We start from the raw sequence: 26,510 nt of genomic DNA, 5'->3' as shown, positions 1-26,510 counted from the left end.
CGTTACCCCAGCAACATCCTGAAAACGACAACAGAGGCAACGCCAATACCAATCGTTGCAAGTACGGGTAAACGTAAGGCTGCAAATATTGTGACAATTGCAGCCAGCGTTTCCGCCCAGCCTGTTGCCAGAGCGGTTGGGGCTATAACAGACACGAGTACGGCAGCTGGTATCGCATTCAAAGCCGTCCGTCCCCTGCGGCTCAGCTTCAAATGACCAGCAAGCAGCAGGCCAGACAGCCGCGTTCCATAGGTGACAATCGTCATCCCTATGATGACCAGAAGAGTCGTTGAATCAAGCTGCCACATTTTCACCCTCCCCTGTATCGGCAAAGAGGTAGGCAACAATAATACCGCAGAAGGCACCAATCATGATATGCCACGGTGAGCCTAGAAAATAATAGCTCAGGGCTGCTGTAATCGCTGAAGCTGCAATGGTCATTAATGTCGTACGCGAGCGTTCAAAGCCAGTTACAAGAGCAATAAAGACAGCTGTAAAAGCAAAGTCAGCACCAATTCTTTCAGGAGGCCCCAATAAGGGTCCAACCAGCGCCCCAATAACTGAGAAGCTAAACCAGGTCGTGGGAAAGATCGCAATCAGCGTAAACCAATATGCGGCAGTCACCTGATGATTCTGTGCACGTTTTTCTGCAACAGCCCAGATTTCATCGCTCATAAAATAAACGGCAATCCAGCGCAGAGGCTTGCTCATAACAAGTTTCGGCCCAATGGATAGCCCCATCAGCATATGTCTGGCATTAATCAGCAAGGTTGAAAATAGAATAGCCAGGACGGGAATTGGCTGCTGCCACAACTCAAGAGCCGCAAATTGTGAACTTCCGGCAAAAACCAGAAATGACATCAGAAAGGTTTCCAATAACGAGAACCCCTTGCCGGATGCCAGCGCACCAAACAGCATGGCAATCGGGATCATCGCAACTGACAAAGGCCAGATATCTCTGAAAGCCGGAATAATATCGTCTTTCAGGTATGATCTCGTCTGCCCCAAACTGTCTTCATCTTCAATTATACTATGCACAATCAATACCCACTGACGAGTGCAAGCCAGGCATCCTCATCCAGAACCAGCACCCCAAACTCTTGAGCTTTGGCAAGTTTTGACCCTGCCCCGGGCCCAGCAACAACAATATCTGTCTTCTTAGAAACGGATCCCGCTACTTTAGCACCGAGACGCTCAGCCATAGCTTTAGCTTCATCACGTGTCATACGTTCCAGTGAACCAGTAAAGACAACCGTCTTGCCAGAAACTGGCGTATCATCATTCCCGGCCTGAAGAGGTTCTGGTATGACTTCAGCAAGCAGGTTTTCCAACAGCTCACGATTATGCGCTTCTTTGAAAAACTCAACGAGTGAATCGACGACAGCTACGCCAACACCATCAATAGAAATAAAATCGGTGTAGGCCTCTGAAGTTTTATCTGCGGCTGTAATGGCCGCCTCCTTTAGTGCGTCAAAGGTCCCAAAATGCCGTGCTAGCAGCTTTGCATTTCCTGCACCGATATGCGGAATACCCAAAGCAAAGATAAAACGGTTTATCGGCAACGACTTTCGCGCACGAATAGAAGCAAAGAGATTTGTCACGCTCTGCTTCCCCCAGCCATCCCGCTTTTCAAGACGACTGAGATTATTCGCATTACGCTCTTCAAGAGTGAAGATATCAGCCGGTGTCTTGATCAGGTCAATATCATACAGCTCAATAATGCGTTGCCCGCCGAGCCCTTCAATATCAAAGCCCTGACGGCTGACAAAATGAATAAGACGTTCACGCGCCTGTGCCGGGCAAATCAGACCACCGGTACAACGCCGAACAGAATCCTCTCGTTTAGTGCGTTCGTTATATTCACGCACAGCATGACTGCCACACGCAGGGCATACTTTGGGAAACTCATAAGGTTTGGAATCTGCCGGGCGCTTTTCAAGGACAACATCAATCACCTTCGGAATGACATCACCTGCCCTCTGGATCACAATAGTGTCACCAATGCGAACATCACTATTGCGAATTTTCTGACCATCGCCACCGATGCCCATAATGTAATCTTCATTGTGAAGTGTTGCATTTGACACAACAACCCCACCAACCGTTACAGGTCTCAAACGGGCTAATGGATTTAAGGATCCTGTTCTGCCGACATTGATGTCGATACCTTCAAGAACAGTGAAGGCTTTTTGGGCTGGAAATTTATGAGCTAAAGCCCAGCGTGGAGAACGGGCGATAAAACCAAGCCGCTCCTGCAGAGCAAGATCATCAACCTTATAGACAACACCATCAATATCGTAACCGAGGTTTGAACGGTTTGTTTCAATCTGGTGATAATGCGCCAATAGTTCTTCAACGCTATGACAGCGAGCGGTCAGAGGATTAATTGTAAACCCATAGCTTTCAAACGTATGTACCATATCGTACTGGGTTTGTGCCGGCATGGCGCTCATTTCACCCCAGGTATATGCAAAAAAGCGTAATGGCCGAGAGGCCGTTATTGACGGATCCAACTGGCGCAAACTACCGGCCGCAGCATTGCGTGGATTTGCAAACTGAGGCTTTCCAAGTTCCTCCTGGCGCCGATTGATCTCCTCAAAATCAGCATGCGAAATGTAAACTTCACCTCGGACTTCACAAACAGCCGGAAGATTATCGCCTTTAAGTTTCTTTGGTATCTGGCTGATCGTCCGTGCATTGGCCGTGACATCCTCTCCCTCCGTTCCATCACCACGCGTTGCGGCATAGACCAGATCACCATTCTCATAACGAATGCTCAGTGACAGTCCGTCAATCTTGGGTTCGGCAGTCAGAACTGGTGGTTTATCAACGGGAAGCTGGAGAAAACGGCAGATACGCTCAATGAAATCCTGAATATCTTCATCAGAAAAACCATTACCCAATGATAACATCGGAACACGGTGTTGTATTTTCCCGAATTTCTCAGAAGCCTTAGAGCCAACTTTACTTGCAAGCGTATCCTGAGACTTCAGTTCCGGAAAAGCTTCCCGAATAGCCTCATAACGAAGACGTAACGCATCATATTCACCATCAGAGACAGTCGGTGCATCGTCTTCATAATATCGCTTATCATGCCCGGAGATTTCTTCAGCCAGTGCAGAGAATTCTAGCCGAGCTTCAATCGGTGTCAGTTTATCGACAGCGATGGCGCGGGATGGGCTCGAACTGGACATGGTATCCTCAGATAAATCTACCGGTAAAATTCTGTTTGAAGTAACGGTATAAAGCAGACCTTATAGCAGGCTAACCGTAACAAACCCACAATAACCCGACTGTTCTTGGCGGCAACAGCCCATAGGCTCAATTTTAAACTTCTCACAGAAAACTATAAATCAGAGTAATTTGCCCTGCGCTGCATTGGCATTCTGCTTGATCTTCTTGTGTTGTCCAGCGGCCTGTAAAAGATGCGCTGCAGCAGCTCTTGCTTCATCAGAAATTGTCTCACCAGCCAGCATACGGGCAATCTCTTCCTGACGCGGCTCTGCAGTCAGGCTGATAACCCGTGTGACTGTCTTCTCACCATCCGGAGCCAGACTTTTCTGTATCTGGAAATGGCTCGTGGCACGTGCAGCAACCTGTGGTGCATGCGTAACAGCCATGACCTGTACTTTCTCAGCCAGTCTGGAGAGACGCTGCCCAATCGCATCTGCAACCGCCCCGCCAACACCTGTATCAATTTCATCGAATACCAATGTTGGTGCAGACCCTTTATCGGCCAGAACAACCTTAAGAGCCAACATAAAGCGTGATAATTCACCACCTGATGCAACCTTCATCATTGGGCCAGGGCGCGTCCCCGGATTCGTTTGTGTCCAGAATTCGACTTTGTCGAAGCCAGTGGCATCCCGTGATGTCTCATCATGGCTGATTTCTGTGATGAAACGTGCATTTTCCAGTTTGAGAGGTGGTAATTCATTCTGGACAGCTTCATCAAGCACCTTTGCTGTTTTGAGGCGCCCTTCAGAAAGCTTTCGAGCAAGTCCCAGATAATTACTCTCAGCCTGATCAACAGCCTGTTTCAGAGAACCAAGTTGCTCTTCACCAGCCTCTATGAGCCCAAGATCATTAGAATATTTGTCACGTAAGACGGATAACCCATCTACCGGCACATCATATTTGCGCGCTGCAGCACGCAGTGCAAAAAGCCGCTCTTCAACGCGCTCTAAATCCTGCGGATCAAATTCTGTCTGTCGGAGCGCTTCCTCAAGGGCATTACGGGCACTATCAAATGCAACAAGAGCCTCATCAAGAGCTTTCACGCTATCTGTCAATAATGCAGGAGCCTGATCCTGTCGCCTTTCAAGGCGGCGCATAGCGGCAGACAACTGCGGCAAAGGTGAATTCTGACCCGCAACAATCTCAAGTGTCTCAGAAATATCCTGAGCGACCTTCTCCGACTGCATCATAAGCTGGCGTCTTTCAGACAGCTCCTCCTCTTCCCCCGGTGACGCGGCAAGAGTTGTCAGTTCATCGACTGCAAATTTCAGAAAATCAGCTTCCTTACGGGCCGTTTCAATTTTTGCCTCGTGATTTTTTAATGCCTGACGGACAGTCCTTAGGTTTTCTGATGCTGATGCGACCTTTGCCACGAGTTCGCCCAAGCCACCAAAAACATCCAGAATATTGCGATGACTTGAGGGATCAAGCAAAGCACGGTCATCATGCTGACCATGTATCTCAACAAGAGCTGCACCCACTGACTTTAAAACCTGTACGCTCACAGGCTGATCATTAATGAAGGCACGTGTCCGCCCATCCGCCATCTGGACACGACGGAGAATAAGGTCACCTTCTGTATCGATATCAGATTGTTCCGCGATAAGACGGGCGGGGTGCTTTACAGGACAGTCAAATACTGCTGTCACCTGCCCTTGTGCTTCGCCATGACGAACCAGATCACCGTCTCCGCGCCCGCCTAAGGCGAGCGCGAAAGCATCAAGTAATATTGACTTTCCGGTTCCGGTTTCACCCGTCAGGACACTTAAGCCGTCCCGAAAGTCAAGCTCCAGCCTGTCGATCAGGACGATGTCACGGATCGCAAGCTGAACGAGCATTTAGCCATTAACCCTCAAGTCCAACTGCGCCAGCGAGGCCTCGGAATGAGCGGCTGATCCAGGAACCTCTATCTTCACGTGGTTCAAGACCATTGGACTGAAGAAGCTTATAGGCATCCTTGTACCATGGGCTATCCGGGAAGTTATGGCCGAGAACCGCTGCAGCTGTCTGAGCTTCATTCGTGATACCAAGAGCCATATAGGCTTCTGCCAGACGCTCAAGAGCTTCTTCAACGTGACGGGTCTGCTGATACTGAGAGACAACATCGCGGAAGCGATTGATGGCACCAGTGTAATTGCGGTTATTAAGGTAATAACGGCCAACTTCCATCTGGTTGCCAGCAAGCTGATCCTTAGCAAACTGGATCTTCTTCTTGGCGTCAGCAACATATTCAGATTTTGGATAGCGATTAACCAGAACCTGCAGGGACTCCATGGCCTTTGCAGCAGCTTCCTGATCACGTGTGATATCAGGAATCTGATTGTAGCTGGACATAGCCATCAGGTACTGGGCATAAGCCGCATCTTTACCATTTGGATAACGCTGCAAGTAACGCTGAGCGGTTGAGATTGTATCTTCCCACTGCTGCTGCTGATAGCGTGTATAGGTTTCCATAATCAGGGCCTTTGGAGCCCATTCAGAATATGGAGCCTGTTTTTCCAGCTGCTGGAATTTCTTCGCAGCGGCATCATAGTCACCCTTCTGGAGACGTCCGAGACCATCATTATAGAGCTGATCGTTCGGAACATCCGGCGTGGTGTCCATGGTGTATTTGTCGGATTTGTCAAAGGGGTTGAGCGACGAAAGCGTATCGCAGCCTGCTAATGTTAACCCACATACAGCAACAGCCAATGTACGCACAACGGCGCCCTTCGCGCCCTGAATTCTCTTGGCGAAAGGCATGCCTTCTCGACCCTCCAAAAATTTAACCCAATAAAAAGCCATTATGGCCTTCCTGCTTTTTAAACCAAGCTGAACGAGTTAACCAGTACTTTCCGAAGTTTATTGTTAACCGCTCAGATTATGTTGAAAATTTATTCGACAAAAAGCGCTGTTTCTAGGGCAAAACCAACATAAAAAGCAGAACGTCAACAAAAAAGGCAGCTAAGCTGCCTTTTCAAAATATCATCACTGGAAGTGATATCAGCGCATTTCGGGTGCATAGGCCGGAGCAACCCTAGCACTCCGTGCTTCGAGCATAACCTTCTCGCGAGCTGCCGGAACTTCAACAATTGTATAGTTGGAGCGATCAGCAAACAGAGCTTCCAGCACAAGGAAGTTCATCTTATGACCGCCACAATATGAACGGTATGTTCCCAGAAGCGGTAGCCCAGCCAGAGAAAGATCACCAACAGCATCAAGCAGCTTGTGGCGAACAAACTCATCAGCGTAACGCAGACCTTCGGGATTCAGTATCTTATCGCCATCAATAGCAATAGAGTTTTCGAGTGAAGACCCTTTGGCAAAACCAATCTTCCAGAGCTTCTCGACATCACTCATAAAACCAAAAGTTCTGGCCTTGGAGATTTCCTTACGGAAAACGCTTGGCGACAGGTCAACAACCATACGCTGACGTCCAATGACTGATGTCTCAAAATCAATATCAACATCAAGGCGGAAGCCACGGTCATTTGGCAGAAGCTCAGAGAAAGCCTTACCGTTCTCAACGCGAACGGGGCGGAGAACCTTTACATAACGACGGCCTGCACTCTGCTCAACCAGACCAACCTGATCAATAGCTTCAACGAAAGGTGCCGAGCTGCCATCTAGAATTGGCATTTCTGGTCCATCAATCTCAACAAGGACGTTATCAACGCCCAAGCCGGTGAAGGCTGCCATCAAATGTTCGATTGTCGAAACAGACCCGGCCTCTTCATCGCCAACAACAGTACAAAGCGCAGTTGCACTTACCGTTACATGGCGTGCTTCAATCAGACGCTCGCGGTTGTTTGAAAGCCCAGTGCGAAGAAACTTGATGCCGTGGTTGGCATCAGCAGGATGCAACACAATCCGCACTTCTTGACCGGAATGAACACCGATACCGGAAAGCGCTACAGGGGATTGAAGTGTTGTCTGATATGTTTGCTTCATCATCACTACCCAGGAAGAACGGAAGTATCTGCTCTTCCTAAATCTTTCGTACTGTTCAACTACGGCGCACAATAGTCTCGCGCGAGCAACTAGCCAAATCACGCTTCGTTACGATGTGTTACAGAGTAAATAATATCTTTAAACACCGACAAGCCATTGTAACTTATCATTAAATCATAAAAAAACTCTTACAGGTTCATCACCGGTAAGAGGCCATTGTTACAATTTGTAACAGATAGGTAAAAGAATCTCCCGTGCCGAGGGAAGCACGGGAGATTCGATTGTCTTCAGTTTGCCTGACGACGAAGGAATGCTGGGATCTCCAGCTGATCTTCTTCAGCAGCACGTGGCGCTACTGGACGTGGAGCTTCCATGCTTGCCTGTGGGGCCGCTGCCTGTGGAGCAACCGGACGACGGCTATATTCAGCATGAACAGAAGAAGCCTGCGGCTGTGGAGCCATAACTGGTTCCTGACGCTGCTGAATAACAGGCTGCGCCGGAGCAGCTTCCTGCTGATGAGCTTCTTCGGCTACATCTTCACGACGGCCGAAACCGACAGTTGCAAGACGCTGAAGCAGGGAAACACGCTTGTGTGTTTCGTGATGCTGTTCTGTTTCACCAGACTGCTGAGCGCGAATCTGGTTCTGAGCAGGCATTGGCAGTTCGTCAACGCGCGGCATACGAGCAGGACGAATAACAGCATGCTCTGGAGCTGGTGGAATGAAGCTCTCTGGCAGAGCAACTTCTTCCTGAACCTGAGCAACAACAGGGGCAGCCATTTCATAGTTGGTTGCCATTTGTGGCTGGGCAGGTGTCATCAGAACATTGCCATGCACGATTGGCTGCTGTGGAGCAGCTGCAACCATGACCGGAGCAGGAGCAAATGCCTGAGCTGTTGTCTGAACAGCTGGTGCAGGAGCCGGAGCTTCTTCAACAACAGGAGCTGGAGCGACTGGAGCCGGAGCAACCGGGGCAGCGACAGCAGCAACTTCAACAGGAGCAGCAACCGGGGCTTCCTGAGCAACTGGCTGGGCAGCACGGGCGCGGGCTTCTGCACGCAGACGTTCTGCAACTTCAGAAATACGCTGTTCTGCAACTGATACAGGATGCTGGGCATCAATAAGAGCCTGATCAATACCTGTTGCAACAACCGACACACGGATAGAACCTTCAAGGCCTTCATCGTAGGTTGCGCCAAGAATGATATTTGCTTCCTGATCAACTTCTTCACGAATGCGTGTTGCAGCTTCGTCAACTTCGTACAGGGTCAGATCCTTACCGCCTGTGATCGAAATCAGAAGGCCGCGAGCACCCTTCATGGAAACTTCATCAAGCAGTGGGTTAGCGATAGCTGCTTCAGCAGCCTGAATGGCACGGCTCTCACCCGTTGCTTCACCTGTACCCATCATGGCCTTGCCCATACCGCGCATAACGGCACGAACGTCAGCAAAGTCAAGGTTGATCAGGCCTTCTTTGACCATCAGGTCAGTGATGCAGGCAACACCTGAGTAGAGAACTTCGTCAGCCATTGCGAAGGCATCAGCAAATGTTGTCTTCTCGTTGGCAACCCGGAACAGGTTCTGGTTTGGAATAACGATCAGAGTGTCAACAGACTGCTGCAGCTCTTCGATACCAGCTTCGGCAACGCGCATACGGCGGATACCTTCAAACTGGAAAGGCTTTGTAACAACACCAACAGTCAGAATACCCATTTCACGAGCAGCGCGGGCAACAACAGGAGCAGCACCTGTACCTGTGCCACCACCCATACCACCGGTGATGAAGACCATGTGAGCACCGGAAAGCTGATCACGGATTTCGTCGATCACTTCTTCAGCTGCTGCACGACCGACTTCCGGCTGAGAACCAGCACCCAGACCTTCAGTAACCTGAAGACCCATCTGGATAACGCGCTGTGCCTTAGAAGATGTCAGAGCCTGAGCATCTGTATTTGCAACAACGAAATCAACACCGAGCAAGCCCGATTCAATCATGTTGTTTACGGCGTTACCACCTGCACCGCCAACACCAAAAACTGTGATGTGTGGCTTAAGTTCCCGGATATCCGGAGCTTGAAGATTAATTGCCATGACCCAATGCCCTCTCGTGGCGTCTCACTAAAACTTGCGTGCGGCGGACACGCGACTGTTACCAATGTTGTGACAACAGCCGCCGCGCTGCCGCCTGCTCAAACTTAAAAACTTTCCCTTAACCAACGACCCACTCTTGAGAAGTAGCCATCAGTACCGGTTCCTTTGAAAAAGCCGGAAGAACGCGGTTCGAAATATTCGATATGCGCAACCTGCGGATAAACCAGAAGGCCTACAGCAGTTGAAAATGCTGGACCTTTTGCAGCTTCAGGAAGCCCCTTGATACCAAGCGGACGACCAACACGAACCTGACCTTTGAAAATCTGACGTGCGAGCTCTGGCACCCCAACGAGCTGACTACCGCCACCCGTCAGAACAATGCGACGACTTGCAACTCCGAGGAAACCGGAGTGGCGTAATCTGTCACGAACCAGTTCCAGAATTTCCTCAACCCGTGGACGAATGATACGAACCAGATGGGATTTTGGAATGTGGTTAGGAATATCACGCTCGTCTTCATCAACCTGAGGCACAGCGATCAGATCACGGTCATCAGAACTGGAAGGAACTGTCGAACCATAAAGCGTCTTGATACGCTCAGCTGAAGCCACACGTGTTGAAAGACCACGCGCGATATCCATCGTGACGTGATGCGCACCAACTGCAATCACATCTGCATGGACAAGGTAGCCATTTGAGAACACGCTTGTGCTGGTTGTCCCTGCCCCGAGATCAATAACCGCACAACCCATATCAGCTTCATCATCAACCAGCGCAGCAAGACCCGATGCGTAAGGTGTTGCAACAACCGCTTCAACACCAAGATGGCAGCGCTCAACAGCCAGCATCAGATTGCGTGTTGCGGCATTTTCAGAGCTGACAACATGCAGATCAACACCGAGCTTCTCGCCAATCATGCCTGTTGGATCAACAATATTGCGCTGAGCATCAAGCATAAAGCCTGTTGGCAGAGCGTGTAGCGGAAGACGACCGGTACGTGGGTCGTGGCGGCTTGCCGTCTCCAGAACCCGATACAGATCATTATTCGTTACAGGATTGCGCACATTGACTTCAGCTTCGAAGTGCTGAGAGCCAACACGACCACCTGTCATATTGACGATAACAGACTGAATTTCCACCTTAGCCATACGCTCAGCAGCGTGAACAGCATGACGGATAGACATTTCAGCAGCATCCAGATCAACGATTGCACCTGCCTTGATACCAAGCGAGCGCTGATGACCGATACCGATAATCCGGGCAAGATGTGTCCGACCCTTCAGGGCTTCCAGACCTTCTGCCGGACGAAGCTCAGCAACGAGGCAAACCACCTTGTTCGTTCCGACATCCAGAACAGACAAAGTTGCACTACGGCGAGCAGAAAGTGGTTTCATGTTGTGTGTAAAGGAGTTCATGACTGAATTCCTTTCACGCCATAAAATTTCTTTTTCTTCATGGTTTCAGCACGCGCAGCTGCTGCCTCTCCAGATAAACGCACAACAACCCTGTCAGGCATACGCAGATCAACAGCCAGAATATCTTTTTCAAGAACACTCTGTGCCCGCTCCAGCGACACCATTCTCTGCAAAGCTTCCATCGTGCCAGTCTCAGGAAGGCGGACATCAACGCCGTTTTCCATCTTGAGCGTCCAGCGACGACCTGCAACATAAGTTCCAGCCCGGATTCTCTTCTTCAGAGGGCCTGCAGCATCAAGCAGAGCTAAATATTCTTTGATATGCTTATTTGCATTCTCACCAACAACCAGTGGCAGAGAAGCAAAGCGTGCATCAACCGTGTGATCTATAACAGTACCGTCTTCAGCAACGATGAAAAGCTCACCATTCAGTTGCCAGATTGCAAATGGCTCACGCTCTGTCAGAGTAATCACGAGCTCATTCGGATACAGCTTACGCACGGCGGCAGTTTTAACCAGCGGCATTCTTTCAAGCTGGTCACGCATTTCATTTGCATCAACAAACAGCAAAGAAACTTTCGGGCTGATGCCAGCAGCACCCAAAATTTCACTTTCGCGCAGCTGATTGATGCCAGCAATTGTTACGCGGTCAATGCCAAGGCCGAATGCACGGGCAGCGACATGGTACAATGGACCATTTTCATTAATGAATTCGTTAATTTGTCCACTCTGCCACAGACCAAAAAGTGCTGTGGCACTGAAGAAGCCAGTCAGAAGATATGTTCCGAGAAAACGCGGCAGCACACGGGACGCAGATTTTCTGTAGTGCTTACGTGAGGACTTCCTTGAATAGGTAAAACCGACCTCTGGAGCATTCACCCACCCACGAGGAGCAGAGGCATAGGCGTCCGTTCTACCGGTAGAACCGGTAGTAACTGGTCGCTGCATGCGTCCTGTGCTCCTCATTTACGTCGTGCTCCCAAAAATTGCCTCTACCCACACCGCGTTCCTCACGGGTAGCTGTCGGAAAAACCCGCCAGTTCACTTCATGATTCGGATACTTGGTGCGTCTAAAACCAACTCTTGAGCAACTTGGTTAATTTTACGTTTACGTTTTGCTTAACGGGCAAATAATTCGACGATTGCCTTCACTTTTTTTATTTACGACTGATAATTTTCCACACTTGTAAAATTTCATGTCTCAACAAGCAAGAAAATGCCCCACTGAGGAAACAGTGAGGCATTTTTCTTAAAGGTACCGAGATGGGTATAATTTCTTTAACGGCATCACCCAGTCAGGGTTTCATTTTGCAAGAGCGCTAAGCTCATCGGGAAGAGCGTAAGCCCATTGGGTAATATTACCCGCACCAAGACAAATAACGTAATCACCGGGCTTCGCAACTTCACGAACCATCTGGGCAAGTTTCTCAGGAGTTTCCAGAGGAAACGCATTACGATGCCCGCGGGTTTTCAACCCTTCAACCAGTGTATCGCGATCAAAACCCGGAATTGGCGCCTCACCAGCTGCATAAACTGGCGCTACAATAACCGTATCCGCATCATTGAAGCAGGTGCAGAACTGTTCAAAGAGAGACTGCAGACGCGTATAACGATGCGGCTGTACAACAGCGATAACATTACCTTCAGTTGAGGCACGTGCTGCTTTCAATACGGCGGCAATCTCAACTGGATGATGTCCATAGTCATCGAATACAGTCACATCATTCCACGAGCCTGTCCGGGTAAAGCGTCTTTTGACACCACCAAAGTTTGCAAGAGCTTTGCGAATTGCTTCATCACTCACACCAAGCTCACGCGCTACTGCAACAGCAGCCGTTGCATTCAGAGCATTATGAAGGCCCGGCATAGGCATCGACAGATCATCAATTGTTGTCACATCACCAGCACGGTCACGGATGGTGAGTTTGAACTTAATCTGCCCCCCACCCTGCTGAATATCGGAAATACGGATATCAGCCTGTGGATTTTCACCATAGGTAATGATGCGGCGATCTTCGATTTTACCAACCAGTTCCTGAACCGTTGGGTGGTCAATGCACAAAACAGCAAAACCATAGAATGGAATAGATTCCACAAAATGACGGAATGCATCCTTGATCGCATCGTAGGTTTTAAAATGGTCAAGGTGCTCAGCATCAATATTGGTGATGATAGCAACGTCAGCAGGAAGCTTCAGGAATGTTCCGTCAGATTCATCAGCCTCAACAACCATCCAGTCACCACCACCCATACGGGCATTGGTGCCATAAGCATTAATGATACCACCATTGATCACTGTCGGATCAAGGCCACCGGCATCAAGAAGGGTTGAAACAAGAGAGGTTGTCGTGGTCTTGCCATGGGTACCAGCGACTGCGACACAGCTCTTGAAGCGCATCAGCTCGGCAAGCATCTCAGCCCGGCGGACAACCGGCAAACGGTTTTGACGCGCCATGAGAAGCTCAGGGTTGTCACGCTTAATAGCAGTAGAGACAACAACGATAGCGGCGTCGGCGACGTTCTCAGCCTTGTGACCGATAAAGGTTTTAATCCCCTTATCTGCAAGACGCTTAACGTTATAATTATCCGCCGCATCCGACCCTTGTACAGTATACCCAAGATTGTGCATCACCTCGGCAATACCGGACATGCCAATACCGCCAATTCCAATAAAGTGAATAGGTCCAAGTTTTGTCGGAAGTTTCATCGATCTCTCTTTACACACTTAGCCTTGCGGCAGTTCAAACATTTCATTTCATCAGATTCTAGAGAACCCTCGCCACAAGCTGCACAAAATTAAAGTACTTACCCGCTTCCGCTTCCATCATTGGAATATCACCCACCGCATACGGGTTGGGGGAAGCCAGCCAGTCATCCCAAGCGCGTTTGCAACAATCCATCTCGCGACAGTTTTCCAAGCGAACACCCGTCTCTTTACTCCAGAGATCAGTCCACCATTCCAGAGAATGGAAGTTCGCATCTGGCGGCAAGAAAGGTTTTAACTCGGATGGAATACCATCGCGAAACTCTTCCTTGAGGCCGGGAACAGCAATTGCGATTTGGCCTCCCTTCTTAACGAACGGAAGCAATGCAGACAGCATGGTCTCGTTACAGCCGAAATAATGATACGCATCAATACTGAATAAAGCGTCAAAATAATTATGGCTGAATGGCAGCTGTGCCGTTGCATCAACAGATAGTGGGATAATCTGATCTTCAAGGCCTAAAGCTGAAAAGCGGCTGAAATTTTCTGTCGGCGATATCCATAAATCCGCTGCAAAAACCTTTGCTTTATGCTTTTGTGCCAGCAGAACTGAAGAGATACCGTTTCCGCATCCAAGATCAAGAACTGTTTTTCCCTGAAGCGGCTGCATATAAGCCGACAGCTCCTCTGCTATTAACATAGCATTCGGGCCCATCATCGTTTCAAGTAACAGCTGTCTGTCAAACTGGTCAGTAAACGGATAATCCATACACCTCGCCCCACTTCGGGATTTTTCTGATGTCTGGCCCTTACTGACTTTAATCTTTGTCAGAAAGGTGACGTAAAATCTCAGCAGCCAACCTATCCCCTGCATCCTTTATACCAACAGAGGCCGCAGCAGTAGCGGCCTGAGAAAGCCTCTCCGGCTTTTCAAAACATTCCGTCAGTTCGGCGCAAAGACGAGCGGGCGTAAAATCATTTTGCAGGATGACACGGGCAGCACCCACATCTTCAAGATACTTTGCGTTAGCAGCCTGATCCTGATCAATCGCACCCGGTAGAGGAACCAGCAACGATGGACGCCCCAGAACAGCAAGTTCTGCAACAGTTGAAGCACCAGAACGGGCAACAATGAACTGGGCATCTGCCATACGTTTTGGCAGATCCTTAAAGAATGGTGCAATCTCAGCTTCAACACCAATTTCATCATAGACCTGCTTAACCCGCTCATAATCTTCAGCACGGGCCTGCTGTGTCACATGCAGCCTTTGACGCAAGTTGTCTGGGAGCAAACGTAAAGCCAGAGGAACAATATCGCTCATCACTCTGGCACCCTGACTACCACCGAATACAAGCAGATGCAGCTTATCATTCGCGCCAAGTGGCTTGAATGGAATAGTAGATGCTTCAAGAACAGCAGGCCGCACCGGATTACCGGTATAGATCATTTCTGCCTTGGCTTTGGCCGGAATATTCTTGGCTTCTGGAAAGCCTGTTGCAATCAATGATGCCCGCCCGGCAAGCAATCGGTTGGCACGCCCCATAACGCCATTCTGCTCATGAACAACCGTTGGGATACCAAGCAGTGAGGCAGCAAGCAGGGGGGGAACAGTCGGATAACCACCAAACCCCACAACCGCATCCGGCTTTAACCGACGCAAAGTTGGCATGGCCCGCAATGTGCCGAGAAGCAGCTTAACAGCGGCCAGTCCCTTTTTGATAACGGAGCCGCCCGATGGGGATGCTGATGTGACCTGTACAATTTCATCTGCCGGGAATGAGCCTGAAATATTACCCACGCGGCCATCAGTCATCAAAATGATACGCACACCATGGGGCTTTAAAGCACTGGCCAGAGACTCTGCAGGAAACAGATGCCCACCCGTCCCTCCGGCTGAAAGAACAATCAAAGGCTGTTTCATGCTTGTGCAGCTCCGGAAATACGATGCTCTTTGCGTGTTGGCTGTTTCGGGCGCTTACGCTCATATGTTGGGTAATTCCCCATCAGCTCTGATCGTGGCCGTCTGCGGGTCAATGCCAGCAGAAAGCCCATAAGCAAAGCCAGAGAAACAAGTGATGACCCTCCATATGAGATGAACGGCAATGTCATGCCCTTAGCTGGCATCAGATGCACGTTAACAGCCATATTGATTGAGGCCTGCAACCCGAGCAGCAAAACCAGACCGGAAATACCAAGACGAATAAATCCATCATCTGTCTGTCTGGCCTGATAAAGACCACGCAGAACAATCAGTGCGTAAATAAACAGAACGCACAGGCAGACAATGACCCCAAATTCTTCAGCTGTTGCAGAGAAGATAAAGTCAGTGTGCACGTCAGGAAGAATACGCTTTACCGTTCCCTCGCCCGGACCACGCCCAAACCAGCCACCATTATTAAAGGCTTCCATCGCCCGGTCGACCTGAAATGTATCGCCTGATGATTTATCCATGAAGCGCTCAATACGGGAGCGAACGTGTGGGAAAAACTCATAAGCTGCAATGATGCCAACGAAGCCGGCTCCACCGAGGCCAGCCACCCAAAACCAATGCAGGCCAGCCACAAAGAACAAACCACACCAGACAATCGTAATCAGCATAGTCTGACCAAAGTCAGGCTGCAGCATCAATGGAGCAATGGTTGCCGGCAATAATAACAGCCCGAAAATAATCCCGGGCATATCGCGACGTCTGCCAGCCTCAGAAAAAGCCCATGCAGCAATGATAACAAAAGCAGGTTTAACAAACTCGGATGGTTGGATACCAATGCCTAAAAGTCTGATCCAGCGGTGAGCACCCTTGATTTCAGGGCCATAAAAAATTGCTGCGACAACCAGCAACATAGAGATCACATAAGTCAGCAATGCCAAACGCCTGATATGCCTGAGCGACAGGAAGGAGATGGCCAGCATCAAAAGTATTGTCGGGATCAGATAAATAACCTGCCAGTGCACGAAATAAAAGGTTGGCAGATTAAGCCGAGCAGCAACAGGCGGGCCACCAGCCATCAGAAAGACCAGACCAGCAATCATGAGAACGGCAACACATCCCAGCAGAAGCCGGTCAATGGTCCACCACCAGTCACTGAAAAGAGAACGTTCGGCGCGGGATACCATGTCAGTTCACCTTACCATTGAAACCCGGCAGAGCCTGAACGAGTTGGCGGAAGTGGTTTCCGCGTACCTCAAAGTTCGGATACTGGTCATAGGATGCACAAGCTGGCGACAGAAGAACAACAGGTTCACGACTGTCCTTCTCCAGAGCAGCATTTTTTGCAGCTGTGACGACGGCATTCTCCATCGTTTCACAAAGAGTATAAGACACTTTGCCCTCAAGAGTTGCGGCAAACTCTTGTGATGCTTCACCAATCAGGTAAGCATGACGAACGCGCCCAAAATGTTCTGTCAGGGATGTAATCCCGCCTTCTTTCGGCTTACCACCAGCAATCCAGTAGATGCAGTTGAAAGACAACAGGGCCTTTTCTGCTGAATCTGCATTAGTGGCTTTTGAGTCATTCACAAAGGCAACAGGGCCAACATGTCCAACCTGCTCCATTCGGTGATGTAGTCCCGGGAATGTCCGAAGGTGCTGGGCAATGACTTCAGGCTTCATAAGGAAAGGAGCCGCCATGAGCGTCGCAAATGCTGCGCAGGCATTCTGGCCATTATGACGACCGCGCAGCGAAGGTATCCCGGTGAGATCAGCCATAATGATACGATCCATGGAATTCAGTCGAAGATAGATATCTTCTCCAACAAGGAAAACATCAGCTTTATATGCATCATCTGTTGCAATGCGCACGAGCGTATGTGCCGGATCATTTACAAATTTTGCGGCAATATTCTTCAGTACAGGCAAAGTGCCTTCGTCATCTGAAGAGATCACCGCAGTTTTTGCATGCGCAACAAGGCGCTCTTTGATGGCGGTGTAATTTGCCATCGTCCCGTGACGATCAAGATGATCAGGGGAGATATTCAGCAACAGACCAACGTCAGGCGCCAGCGAGGGTGCGAGGTCAATCTGGAACGAAGAGCACTCGACAACATAAACACGGTTTGCAACCGGTGGTTCAAGAGCCAGAATAGCTGTCCCGATATTGCCACCCATCTGCACATCATGCCCACTCTCCCGCAGGATATGTGTGATCAGGGCTGTTGTGGTTGATTTACCGTTTGTCCCAGTAATGGCAATGAGCGGCGCGTTCGGCGCGACCTTCGCACGCTCACGGCAGAACAATTCTATGTCACCGATAATCTCAATACCTGCCTCGCGTGCAAACTTCGCAGTCCAGTGAGGTTCTGGATGCGTTAGTGGTACGCCAGGGGATAAAACAAGAGCCGAAAAGCGTGTCCAGTCTGCTTCCCGCAGATCAGCAACATCGACACCAAGAGCTTCTGCTTCAGCCATCTTTGCAGGATTATCGTCACAAGCCATCACTTTTGCACCACCCGCTTTCAGTGCGAGTGCTGTGGCAAGCCCCGAGCCCCCAAGGCCAAACAGGGCTACTTCCTTATCAGCAAAAATTGTGACTGGTGTCATGACACGAACTTTCCCGACTACCGGATCTTAAGAGTAGAAAGACCAATCAGAGCCAATACAAATGCGATGATCCAGAAACGGATGACCACCTGTGACTCTGTCCAGCCCAGTTGTTCGAAGTGGTGATGGATAGGTGCCATCTTGAAGACGCGCTTACCGGTCAGCTTGAAGGATGCAACCTGAATAATCACCGACATGATTTCAAGAACAAACAGACCACCAACAATTGCCAGAACAATCTCATGCTTTGTTGCAACGGCAATCACACCAAGAAGACCACCAAGAGCCAGGGAGCCAGTGTCACCCATGAATATCTGTGCAGGCGGCGCATTGAACCACAGGAAGCCAAGCCCTGCCCCAATCAATGCCCCACAGATAACCGACATTTCACCGGAACCGGGCACATAGGCAATCTGAAGGTAATTGGCATAGACATAATTACCGGCCGTATAGGCGATAAAACCAAATGTACCGGCAGCAATCATAACAGGCACAATAGCCAGCCCATCCAAGCCATCCGTAATATTAACGGCATTGCCAGCACCAACAATGACAAGCGCACCAAAGAATACGAAGAACCATCCCAGATTGATCATCACGTCTTTGGCAATAGGAAAGGCAAGCTTGTTTGCCAAAGCACCCGGAGCAATAAAGGCAATCGCAACACAGGCAGCAACGGCAATCAGGGCTTCAATTGCCAGACGGGATTTACCGGAAAACCCTTTATGGGACTGCTTGGTAACTTTAAGAAAATCATCATAGAAACCAACCAGCCCAAAGCCGATGGTTACAAACAGAACAACCCAGACATAACGGTTGGTCAGATCGGCCCACAAAAGTGTTGCAACCAACACCCCTGAGAGGATCATCAGGCCACCCATGGTTGGTGTTCCACGCTTTGTCTGCAGGTGCGACTGCGGACCGTCCTCACGGATAGGCTGCCCCCCCTTCTGATGAAGGCGCAGCATGGAGATGATGGATGGGCCAAACCAGAAAACAAACAGCAATGCTGTGGCTGTGGCGCAGGTCACACGAAAAGTCTGATACCGGAAAATATTCAGCGGCGTAAAAAAGTGGCTGATATCTGCAAGCCAGTACAACATTTAACCGGTAATCCTTTTCAAAATCGACAAGTACCTAAAGTACTTCTGATCAAACTCATTTACTTCCAGTTTAAGGCTGTCCAAGAGTACTGCCATGCATTGCTGATGACCCAACAACACCATGACGTTCCTTCAGGGATGAAACAATAAGCCCCATCTTGCTGGAAAGTGATCCCTTTACCATAACGGCATCATGAGCCTGCACAGTCGCATTCAGCGACTCAATCAGACCTTCTGAACTTTCCGCATACGCTGCTACGATGTTCTCTGGAAGAGCATCGACAAGGTTTTTCATTAAAGAACCGGCTGCGAAAACAAGATTCACACCAGATTCAATGATAGATTGTGCTAATTCTTTGTGAAGCTCCGGACCTTGTGGGCCAAGTTCACCCATTGCACCAAGCACCGCTATACGACGTCCCTTACCGGACAGGTCAACCATACCAAGATTAGCAAGAGCAGCACGCATTGACGCCGGGTTTGCATTATAACTTTCATCAACCAGCAGAAATGGAGCTTTTTCAGAACCAAGTATTAATCGCTCACCACGTCCCGCAGGCGGAACAAGATCAATCAGAGCATCTGCTGCATCATCAACATTACCGCTAGCTGCGAAAACCGCGGCCAAAACAGCCAGTGAATTGAGAGCCACATGCTTACCCGGGCTACCAATTCTGTAGGAAATTTCACGGCCAAAAACGGAAACGACCACGTCTGAATACTCAGATGTTGTATCAATTCTTATGGCACGTATGTCAGCTTTTTCACCTTCACCAAACGAGAGTATACGCCCAGCCCGCGATGCCGAGGCATGCATCTTCAGTCGTTCAAAATACGGACTATCCATCGGCAGGATAACAGTACCACCTGCCTCAATGCCTTCGAAAATCTCAGCCTTTGCATCCGCGATATCAGCAATTGATTTAAAGAATTCAAGATGAACAGGAGCAACGGTTGTAATGATTGCAATATTGGGACGAACCAGTTTAGTCAGAGGAACGATTTCCAATGCGTGGTTCATGCCAATTTCATAAATGCCATAAAAGGTATCACGTGGTGCCCGTGTCAGCGTTAGTGGCACACCCCAATGATTGTTGTATGACGCCACAGATGCATGGGTTGGAGCCTGACGAGATAACACCAGCTTAAGCGCTTCTTTCGTACCCGTCTTACCGACTGACCCGGTAACAGCAATAACCGGGCCCTTGGCGCGATTACGCGCCGCCACAGCCAGTTTTTGCATACCTTCCAGAACATCACCGGGAACAGCGAATAAACGCCCTGCACTTTTCAGCCCCTCTGCACGTGACAGTGAGACCATTGCTGCACCCGCCCCGTTTGCAAGCGCATTTACAACAAAATCATGGCCATCACGTGCATCCCCTGCCAAGGCAAAGAACAAATCACCATTCTGGATTGTACGGGTATCAATAGATGTTCCGGTGATGTCATTACCATCACCAAAGCACTGCGCTCCTGTTGCTGCAATAATTTCATCCGCAGTCCAGAGAGAGGATGTCATTTGCTGCACCCCACAATGGCTGAGCGGATTTCTGCATGATCAGAAAATGGCAGTGTCTTCTCACCAACAATCTGCCCCGTCTCATGCCCCTTACCGGCAACAATCAAGATATCGCCAGATTGCAGTTCTGATACGGCAGTATGGATGGCAAGTGAACGGTCACCAATTTCCCGGGCACCCTTCGCCTCGGCCATGATTTCCGCACGAATAGCTCCAGGCTCTTCCGAGCGTGGGTTATCATCTGTGACGATAACCACATCAGCCTTTTCACTCGCAATCTGCCCCATGATTGGACGTTTGCCACGATCACGGTCGCCACCACATCCAAACACGCAGAACAGACGCCCCGTAACGAAAGGCCTGACCGCATCAAGAACATGCGAAAGTGCATCTGGCTTATGAGAGTAATCAACAATGCACATGGCACCATTGATTTCACCAACCTTCTCAAGACGGCCGCAGACCCCCATCAGGCCATTTAGTGCCTTCATGACCCTGCCAGTAACCTGCTTACCTTCAGAGTTGATCACGCAGGCAGCTGCGACAAGAGCATTTTCAACCTGAAAATCACCAAGTAATGGGAACTCAATCTCAAACCGTTCCCCATAAGCCTCAACAACCAGCATCTGGTGAAAATTCTGGACCTCAGCTGAAAGCAACCGGATATCTTTACCCTTCAACCCTGTCGTTGTTACACGCAAACCACGTTTTTGAATGCGTGGCAGAAAGATATCTGAATAGGCACCATCTGCATTGACAACAGCAAAGGCATCATCATCAAGCAGCTCTTCAAACAGACGCAACTTGGCCTCAGCATAAGCCTCAATGGTTCCGTGATAATCCAGATGGTCGCGCCCCAGATTAGTAAAGGCTGCACCTTTAAGACGAACAGATTCCAACCGGCGCTGTTCAATACCATGGGAGGATGCTTCCATCGCCAGACATTCAATGCCATTGGTTGCCAAACGGTTCAGGGTCTCGTGCAATGATATGGGATCGGGTGTTGTCAGTGAACCGTAAGCGGCACCATCATCCGTAATAACACCAAGCGTGCCAAGACTGGCCGCACTCTTCCCTGCTGCACTGAAAAGCTGACGGGAAAAATCTGCAACAGAGCTTTTCCCGCTCGTACCGGTTACAGCAACAATCGTTTCAGGCTGGGCTGGGTACATACGGGAAGCAGCAACGGATAACGCCTGCCTGACATCTCGTACACGGTGATAGGGAACGGATAATCCGGCAACCTCTGCCTGTTCACCAACGACAGCCACAGCCCCTGCTTCAACGGCCTGCTGAGCATATTGCATGCCATCAACTTTTACACCTGGCACTGCAATAAAAACATAACCGGGACGAACACGTCGGCTATCGGCCGTGATGCCAGTAACTTTCAAACTGGCAGCATCAGTTTGTGCATTGGCGAAAAGATCAGAGAACAGCTTTGTCATTTCGTACCCCATGCTCCAAGTTTTTCCATAAGCGGGAATGGATGTGCAGGTGGCTCAAACCGTGGCTCAACACCAAGTAGTGGTGCAATGCGGCGGATAATTTTACCGGTAACTTCACCAGCATTCCACGCGGCTGTTGAGTAACCATAGGTTTCTGGCAAACCTTTCGGTTCGTCAAAAATTACAAGAACAAGGTACTTAGGCTTATCTGATGGAAAAACAGCCATGAAGGTCGTGAAATTTTTATTTTTTGCATAACGACCACCGATAACCTTATCAGCAGTACCGGTTTTTCCACCCACAAAATAACCAGCGACAGAAGCCTTGGAGGCAGAACCGCTAACCGCATTCAATCGCATAATATAGCGCATAGCCTCACTGGTTTCAGGCTTGATTACCTGAGTGGCAACCTGTCGGGCCTCTTCCTCAGTGCGCTTCAGAAACGTCGGCGTTATCATATAACCACCGTTCACAAGAGCAGCGACTGCCATCGTTGCCTGTAATGGAGCAACAGCAAGGCCGTGACCATATGAAATCGTAACGGTATTCAGTTCACCCCACCGGGATGGCACAATAGGCTCTGCATTTTCAGGAAGCTCTGTACGCAAGCGGGTCAACTGGCCCATTTTACGAAGAAATGCCTTATGACCTTCAACACCAACGCCTAAAGCAATACGGGCCGTACCGATATTTGATGAATGCAGGAAGACTTCCGGAACAGTCAGAATACGATTTGTTCCGTGATAGTCACCAATAGAAAACTTGCCGTAATGCAGTTTGGAACGGGCATCCAATGTTGAGTTAATGGTGAACTTACCGCTGTCCATACCCATTGCAAGTGTTAGCGCCTTGAAGGTTGAGCCCATTTCATACACGCCAACATTGATGCGGTTGATCCGGTCCTTTTCCAAAGCATCAACTGGATTATTCGGGTTATAATCAGGCAATGATACCAGAGAGATAATTTCTCCGGTATTTACGTCCATAACCAAGCCACCGTTTGCCAGTGCCTTAAACTTCTCAAGACCTTTCACCAGTTCATCACGCATGACGTGCTCAACACGTAAATCAAGTGAAAGCTGAACAGGTTTTAAAGTATTTGAATCGACAAGAAAGCCTGCACTTGAGAGATCCTGCAAACCCTGATTATCAATGTATTTCTCAATACCGGCAATACCGTGATTATCGATATTGGTGAACCCTAGGATATGCGCACCTGCCGGCCCATTTGGATAAACACGCTTGTTGTCAGGCAGGAAGCCGACACCCGGGATACCCTGACGGTAAGCATCAGCCTGCTGCTTCGGCGTAATCTGACGTTTAACCCAGACAAAGCCCTTACCCGTGCCTAACTTGTCATAAAGCTCACGAGCATTGAGATCCGGGAAAACAGCTGTCAGCTTCTCGACAGCCTCATCACGATCAATGATATTTCTAGGTTCTGCAAAGATGGACCATGTCCTGACATCAGTCGCCAGTATCTCCCCATTCCGATCAACAATATCCGGACGGGATGCAGACATGTCATTAGCTGAATAACGACGCGCCGTTGCAGATGTATCCGATGTTACAGCAAGGTAAACCAGCTTCGCAGAAATAGCTCCAAACAGCAGAACAAAACAGAAGCTGACAAGCCCAACACGAGCAACACTGCGCTCAGCCTGCAGATAAAAAAGCCCCTTTATTCGGGCAAACAGGGTCTTCGAAGGTTTACTTTCCTGTCCATCCTCCAGAATAGCATGAGAGGCCGCAGAGTTTTTTTCTGCAGCCTGCTGTTCCGGATTTTCTCCCTTATTTTTTTTATTCTGTTTAACGCGCATCTTTTGCACCACTATTACCGCATGGGCGCAGGTGTTGAAGGAGCCGGGGCGATTGCCCCTGTAACATTGACATCAGAGACAGAATTACCGGATGCAGAAATTATACCACCCAAACCAAGGGCCTGTAGCTTCTTACCGATTTCGTCTCCACGGTCAGGACGGTTCGGAATTTCTGACCAGCGTCCTAACTGCTCTATGTCCATAATTTGCAAATCGAGATTTTGTAGGGCAGCCGACTGCAGACGTTCAGGGTTGTTCAGAAGCTGCCATTCAGCTTTCAAAACAGCAATGGAGCCTTTTTCTTTCTCAATCTTGTTCTTAAGCTTGGCAACCTGCTCAGAATAATACAGGGTATCGTATTTAATTGAGTAGGCATAAATCGCAGATGAGATCAGTGCGAGAATAGCGATAATATGTAGAAAGCGTGTCATCGCCTCTCTCCTCTCGAACGGGAGCGATCAGGAAGTCCTGCTAAAATATCCAGTGAATCTAAAGGCGGAAGCGGCGCAACTTCAGAGCGGACTGCATAACGAAGTTTTGCAGAGCGCGCCCGCGGATTAGCCGCAACTTCCTTATCAGTTGGAACAATCGGCCCCTTAGCAGGCGCAACAAAAGTTGCTTCCGGCACTGCCATCATAGGCAAATGCCGCGACCCTGTCGGCGTACGCCCTGTACGTGCCGTGAAAAACTGCTTCACAATCCTGTCTTCCAGCGAATGGAAGGTTACAACGGCAAGACGACCGCCTGGCTTCAGGACCTTTTCAGCAGCATGCAAGGCCCGAACAAGTTCACCCAGTTCATCATTCACTGCAATGCGCAGAGCCTGAAACACCCGGGTTGCCGGATGCGCACCACCGGGCTCAGCCCAGACATGAGCCGCAACCAGATCAGCAAGCTGCTTGGTTGTTGTCAGAGGTGATTTACGACGCGCCTCAATAATGGCCCGCGCAATCGCCCGCGAACGACGCTCTTCACCATAGTGGAAAATGATATCTGCAAGCTCGGCCTCTGTTGCTTCATTGACCAGATCCGCAGCACTACGACCGGCCTGCTCCATGCGCATATCAAGCGGCCCGTCGAAACGGAACGAGAAGCCGCGTTCAGCCTCATCAATCTGCATGGAAGAAACGCCAATATCCAGCACAACACCATCAACAGGTGCCCACTCGGAAACCAGCTCATCAAGATTACCAAAACGCCCTTCAACCAGCGTTACCCGGCCACGCGCCTGACGCACGAGCATATCACCCCGGCGAATAGCACTCGGGTCTCTGTCTATACCGATAACTGAGGTTCCGGCGTGCGACGCCAGAATACCGCGCGTATAACCACCGGCACCAAATGTGCCATCAACATAAAGCCCTCCGCGACCAGCGCTAAGAGCTTCACAGACTTCCGCCAGGAGAACCGGAACATGTCGGGCTGGTCCGCCTGCGGCTTCGGTCCGTCCGTCGCCGCTGCCCTTCATTGTTCTTTCACTCCCGGCAGAGAATTCTGTGTTACGCGACCATCCGAAGCGCGTACACCCAATCCCCTCTTGAGGTCTCTCACTTTCGCGCGCGCCGCCTCCAGATGCACACGAAAACGCTCCGGTTCCCAAAGCTGGAATTTCTGCCCGAGACCTACGAAGGTCACCGCATCGCCAATCCCCGCATGGGTTTTTACTGTTTCGGTCAAAATGACACGTCCTTCCGAATCCACCTTCAGGATTTCGCTTGTTCCGAACAACGCCGTCGAAAGCTGATCCCGCTCGTCTGAATAAGGTGCCATTGTCGACAATAACGCGTCGATCTCCCCCAGAAGAGCATTGCCGCCTGCGTCTAGCGCTGGAGCATCCAGCGCCGGATGAACGTAGAGCCCTTCGAAACCATCCCGAGCCAAAACGGCTCTGAACGGCGCAGGGATCGACACCCGCCCCTTCGCGTCCAACCTGTTTGTAAAATTGGAAACGAAGCGGCCCACCACCAGCACAACATCCACTCTTGAGAAACTGACCCCTGACAGCCAACCGACTGTCACCCCCCGTCCAGATGGAACTGCGGATCGTTGCCTGAATACCCGCATAGTATTCAGGCGAATCACACATTTCGTCTCTAACCGGGACAGTTTGGGATAGCATGGGATTCTATGGTCGTCAATGGAATACAAGGTCTGAATCGCACCCAGACCGGCTCGCCTTATCAGACACCTTTATAGTTAATGAAACGTTAGGAAATTGAGGAATTCTCATGACTTTTTGCAGCATTTATCCCTCAGGTGGGGGAATATCCCAGCCGAGTACATTCAAGCTATCCACAAGCTGCTGAAAAAAGAAAATGTCAGCCGGTCTATAAGCCGGGTTCTGTAGGGCCCGCGCAAGCGGACGTGGCAGTCATTCCTCTGGGACTACTGTTACCAGCAGCCTCAAGCAACCAACCCGGATGACCAGTCTGAAAGCAGACCTGGGTTTCCCCTGTCATCCCTATTCGGTTTTGCTCCCGGTGGGGTTTGCCTTGCCAGATACGTTACCGCATCTGCGGTGCGCTCTTACCGCACCCTTTCACCCTTACCCATAAATGGGCGGTTTGCTTTCTGTGGCACTTTCCCTAGGGTCACCCCCGCCGGACGTTATCCGGCACCGTACTTTCATGGAGCCCGGACTTTCCTCCCCGAAGAAACTTCGAAGCGACTGCCCAACCGGCTGACCGAAAACCTGTGCGGCATC

General features: G+C 49.9%; 21 protein-coding genes and 1 other RNA gene. All 22 read right to left on the bottom strand.

Annotated features, from left to right (window positions below; genetic code table 11):
* Positions 1 to 2 precede the first annotated feature (2 nt).
* The 22 genes from WJT86_RS09700 to rnpB all read right to left on the bottom strand — a co-directional run bounded on the left by WJT86_RS09700 (position 3) and on the right by rnpB (position 26,490).
* Positions 3 to 308, bottom strand: coding sequence for an AzlD family protein (locus tag WJT86_RS09700; RefSeq protein WP_346337363.1), 306 nt, complete (start codon positions 306 to 308; stop codon positions 3 to 5).
* Entirely contained in the window at positions 295 to 1,038 is a 744-nt protein-coding gene (locus WJT86_RS09695; protein ID WP_346337362.1) for an AzlC family ABC transporter permease, read from the bottom strand. The genes WJT86_RS09700 and WJT86_RS09695 overlap by 14 nt, the downstream gene beginning before the upstream one ends.
* Before the next feature lie 2 nt (positions 1,039 to 1,040).
* Positions 1,041 to 3,194, bottom strand: a complete 2,154-nt coding sequence (ligA, locus tag WJT86_RS09690) for an NAD-dependent DNA ligase LigA (RefSeq protein ID WP_346337361.1) — start codon at positions 3,192 to 3,194, stop codon at positions 1,041 to 1,043.
* A gap of 159 nt (positions 3,195 to 3,353) precedes the next feature.
* Entirely contained in the window at positions 3,354 to 5,075 is a 1,722-nt protein-coding gene (gene recN, locus WJT86_RS09685; protein WP_346337360.1) for a DNA repair protein RecN, read from the bottom strand.
* A 7-nt stretch (positions 5,076 to 5,082) separates the two neighbouring features.
* Positions 5,083 to 5,979 carry an outer membrane protein assembly factor BamD gene (locus tag WJT86_RS09680; RefSeq protein ID WP_346337359.1) on the bottom strand — a complete coding sequence of 299 codons (897 nt, stop codon included), beginning with the start codon at positions 5,977 to 5,979 and terminating at the stop codon, positions 5,083 to 5,085.
* A 240-nt stretch (positions 5,980 to 6,219) separates the two neighbouring features.
* Entirely contained in the window at positions 6,220 to 7,167 is a 948-nt protein-coding gene (lpxC, locus tag WJT86_RS09675; RefSeq protein ID WP_346337568.1) for a UDP-3-O-acyl-N-acetylglucosamine deacetylase, read from the bottom strand.
* Positions 7,168 to 7,454: 287 nt separating this feature from the next.
* Positions 7,455 to 9,257: a cell division protein FtsZ gene (gene ftsZ, locus WJT86_RS09670; RefSeq protein WP_346337358.1), complete on the bottom strand. Its 1,803-nt coding sequence runs from the start codon at positions 9,255 to 9,257 to the stop codon at positions 7,455 to 7,457.
* Between the two features lie 104 nt (positions 9,258 to 9,361).
* A complete protein-coding gene (ftsA, locus tag WJT86_RS09665) occupies positions 9,362 to 10,672 on the bottom strand; it encodes a cell division protein FtsA (RefSeq protein ID WP_346337357.1) in 1,311 nt (436 codons plus the stop codon).
* Entirely contained in the window at positions 10,669 to 11,619 is a 951-nt protein-coding gene (locus tag WJT86_RS09660) for a cell division protein FtsQ/DivIB (RefSeq protein WP_346337356.1), read from the bottom strand. Before WJT86_RS09660 ends, ftsA begins: the two co-directional genes overlap by 4 nt.
* 355 nt (positions 11,620 to 11,974) lie before the next feature.
* Positions 11,975 to 13,378 (bottom strand): UDP-N-acetylmuramate--L-alanine ligase, encoded by a 1,404-nt coding sequence (murC, locus tag WJT86_RS09655; RefSeq protein WP_346337355.1) that lies wholly within the window; start codon positions 13,376 to 13,378, stop codon positions 11,975 to 11,977.
* 58 nt (positions 13,379 to 13,436) lie between these two features.
* Positions 13,437 to 14,144 (bottom strand): SAM-dependent methyltransferase, encoded by a 708-nt coding sequence (locus WJT86_RS09650; RefSeq protein WP_346337354.1) that lies wholly within the window; start codon positions 14,142 to 14,144, stop codon positions 13,437 to 13,439.
* 49 nt (positions 14,145 to 14,193) lie between these two features.
* The gene (gene murG / locus WJT86_RS09645; RefSeq protein ID WP_346337353.1) at positions 14,194 to 15,297 is read right to left on the bottom strand and encodes an undecaprenyldiphospho-muramoylpentapeptide beta-N-acetylglucosaminyltransferase; all 1,104 of its coding nucleotides are present in this window, start codon (positions 15,295 to 15,297) and stop codon (positions 14,194 to 14,196) included.
* Positions 15,294 to 16,490, bottom strand: coding sequence for an FtsW/RodA/SpoVE family cell cycle protein (locus WJT86_RS09640; protein WP_346337352.1), 1,197 nt, complete (start codon positions 16,488 to 16,490; stop codon positions 15,294 to 15,296). Before WJT86_RS09640 ends, murG begins: the two co-directional genes overlap by 4 nt.
* 1 nt (position 16,491) lies before the next feature.
* Complete coding sequence (gene murD, locus WJT86_RS09635) at positions 16,492 to 17,913, bottom strand: UDP-N-acetylmuramoyl-L-alanine--D-glutamate ligase (protein WP_346337351.1); 1,422 nt, start codon at positions 17,911 to 17,913, stop codon at positions 16,492 to 16,494.
* 17 nt (positions 17,914 to 17,930) lie between these two features.
* The gene (gene mraY, locus WJT86_RS09630) at positions 17,931 to 19,016 is read right to left on the bottom strand and encodes a phospho-N-acetylmuramoyl-pentapeptide-transferase (protein WP_346337350.1); all 1,086 of its coding nucleotides are present in this window, start codon (positions 19,014 to 19,016) and stop codon (positions 17,931 to 17,933) included.
* A 70-nt stretch (positions 19,017 to 19,086) separates the two neighbouring features.
* On the bottom strand, positions 19,087 to 20,538 hold the full coding sequence (locus WJT86_RS09625; protein WP_346337349.1) for a UDP-N-acetylmuramoylalanyl-D-glutamyl-2,6-diaminopimelate--D-alanyl-D-alanine ligase: 1,452 nt from the start codon (positions 20,536 to 20,538) through the stop codon (positions 19,087 to 19,089).
* Positions 20,535 to 21,986, bottom strand: coding sequence for a UDP-N-acetylmuramoyl-L-alanyl-D-glutamate--2,6-diaminopimelate ligase (locus WJT86_RS09620; protein WP_346337348.1), 1,452 nt, complete (start codon positions 21,984 to 21,986; stop codon positions 20,535 to 20,537). The genes WJT86_RS09625 and WJT86_RS09620 overlap by 4 nt, the downstream gene beginning before the upstream one ends.
* Complete coding sequence (locus WJT86_RS09615) at positions 21,983 to 23,806, bottom strand: peptidoglycan D,D-transpeptidase FtsI family protein (RefSeq protein WP_346337347.1); 1,824 nt, start codon at positions 23,804 to 23,806, stop codon at positions 21,983 to 21,985. The genes WJT86_RS09620 and WJT86_RS09615 overlap by 4 nt, the downstream gene beginning before the upstream one ends.
* Positions 23,807 to 23,820: 14 nt before the next feature.
* Positions 23,821 to 24,237, bottom strand: a complete 417-nt coding sequence (gene ftsL, locus WJT86_RS09610; RefSeq protein WP_346337346.1) for a cell division protein FtsL — start codon at positions 24,235 to 24,237, stop codon at positions 23,821 to 23,823.
* Entirely contained in the window at positions 24,234 to 25,274 is a 1,041-nt protein-coding gene (rsmH, locus tag WJT86_RS09605) for a 16S rRNA (cytosine(1402)-N(4))-methyltransferase RsmH (RefSeq protein WP_346337345.1), read from the bottom strand. The genes ftsL and rsmH overlap by 4 nt, the downstream gene beginning before the upstream one ends.
* Positions 25,271 to 25,768 carry a division/cell wall cluster transcriptional repressor MraZ gene (mraZ, locus tag WJT86_RS09600; protein WP_346337567.1) on the bottom strand — a complete coding sequence of 166 codons (498 nt, stop codon included), beginning with the start codon at positions 25,766 to 25,768 and terminating at the stop codon, positions 25,271 to 25,273. Before mraZ ends, rsmH begins: the two co-directional genes overlap by 4 nt.
* Before the next feature lie 352 nt (positions 25,769 to 26,120).
* Positions 26,121 to 26,490, bottom strand: an RNA gene (gene rnpB, locus WJT86_RS09595) — RNase P RNA component class A.
* Positions 26,491 to 26,510 lie beyond the last annotated feature (20 nt).

Source organism: Hohaiivirga grylli (assembly GCF_039655745.1).
GTDB lineage: Bacteria > Pseudomonadota > Alphaproteobacteria > Rhizobiales > Beijerinckiaceae > Hohaiivirga > Hohaiivirga grylli.
This window is presented reverse-complemented; position numbering and strand designations above follow the sequence as displayed.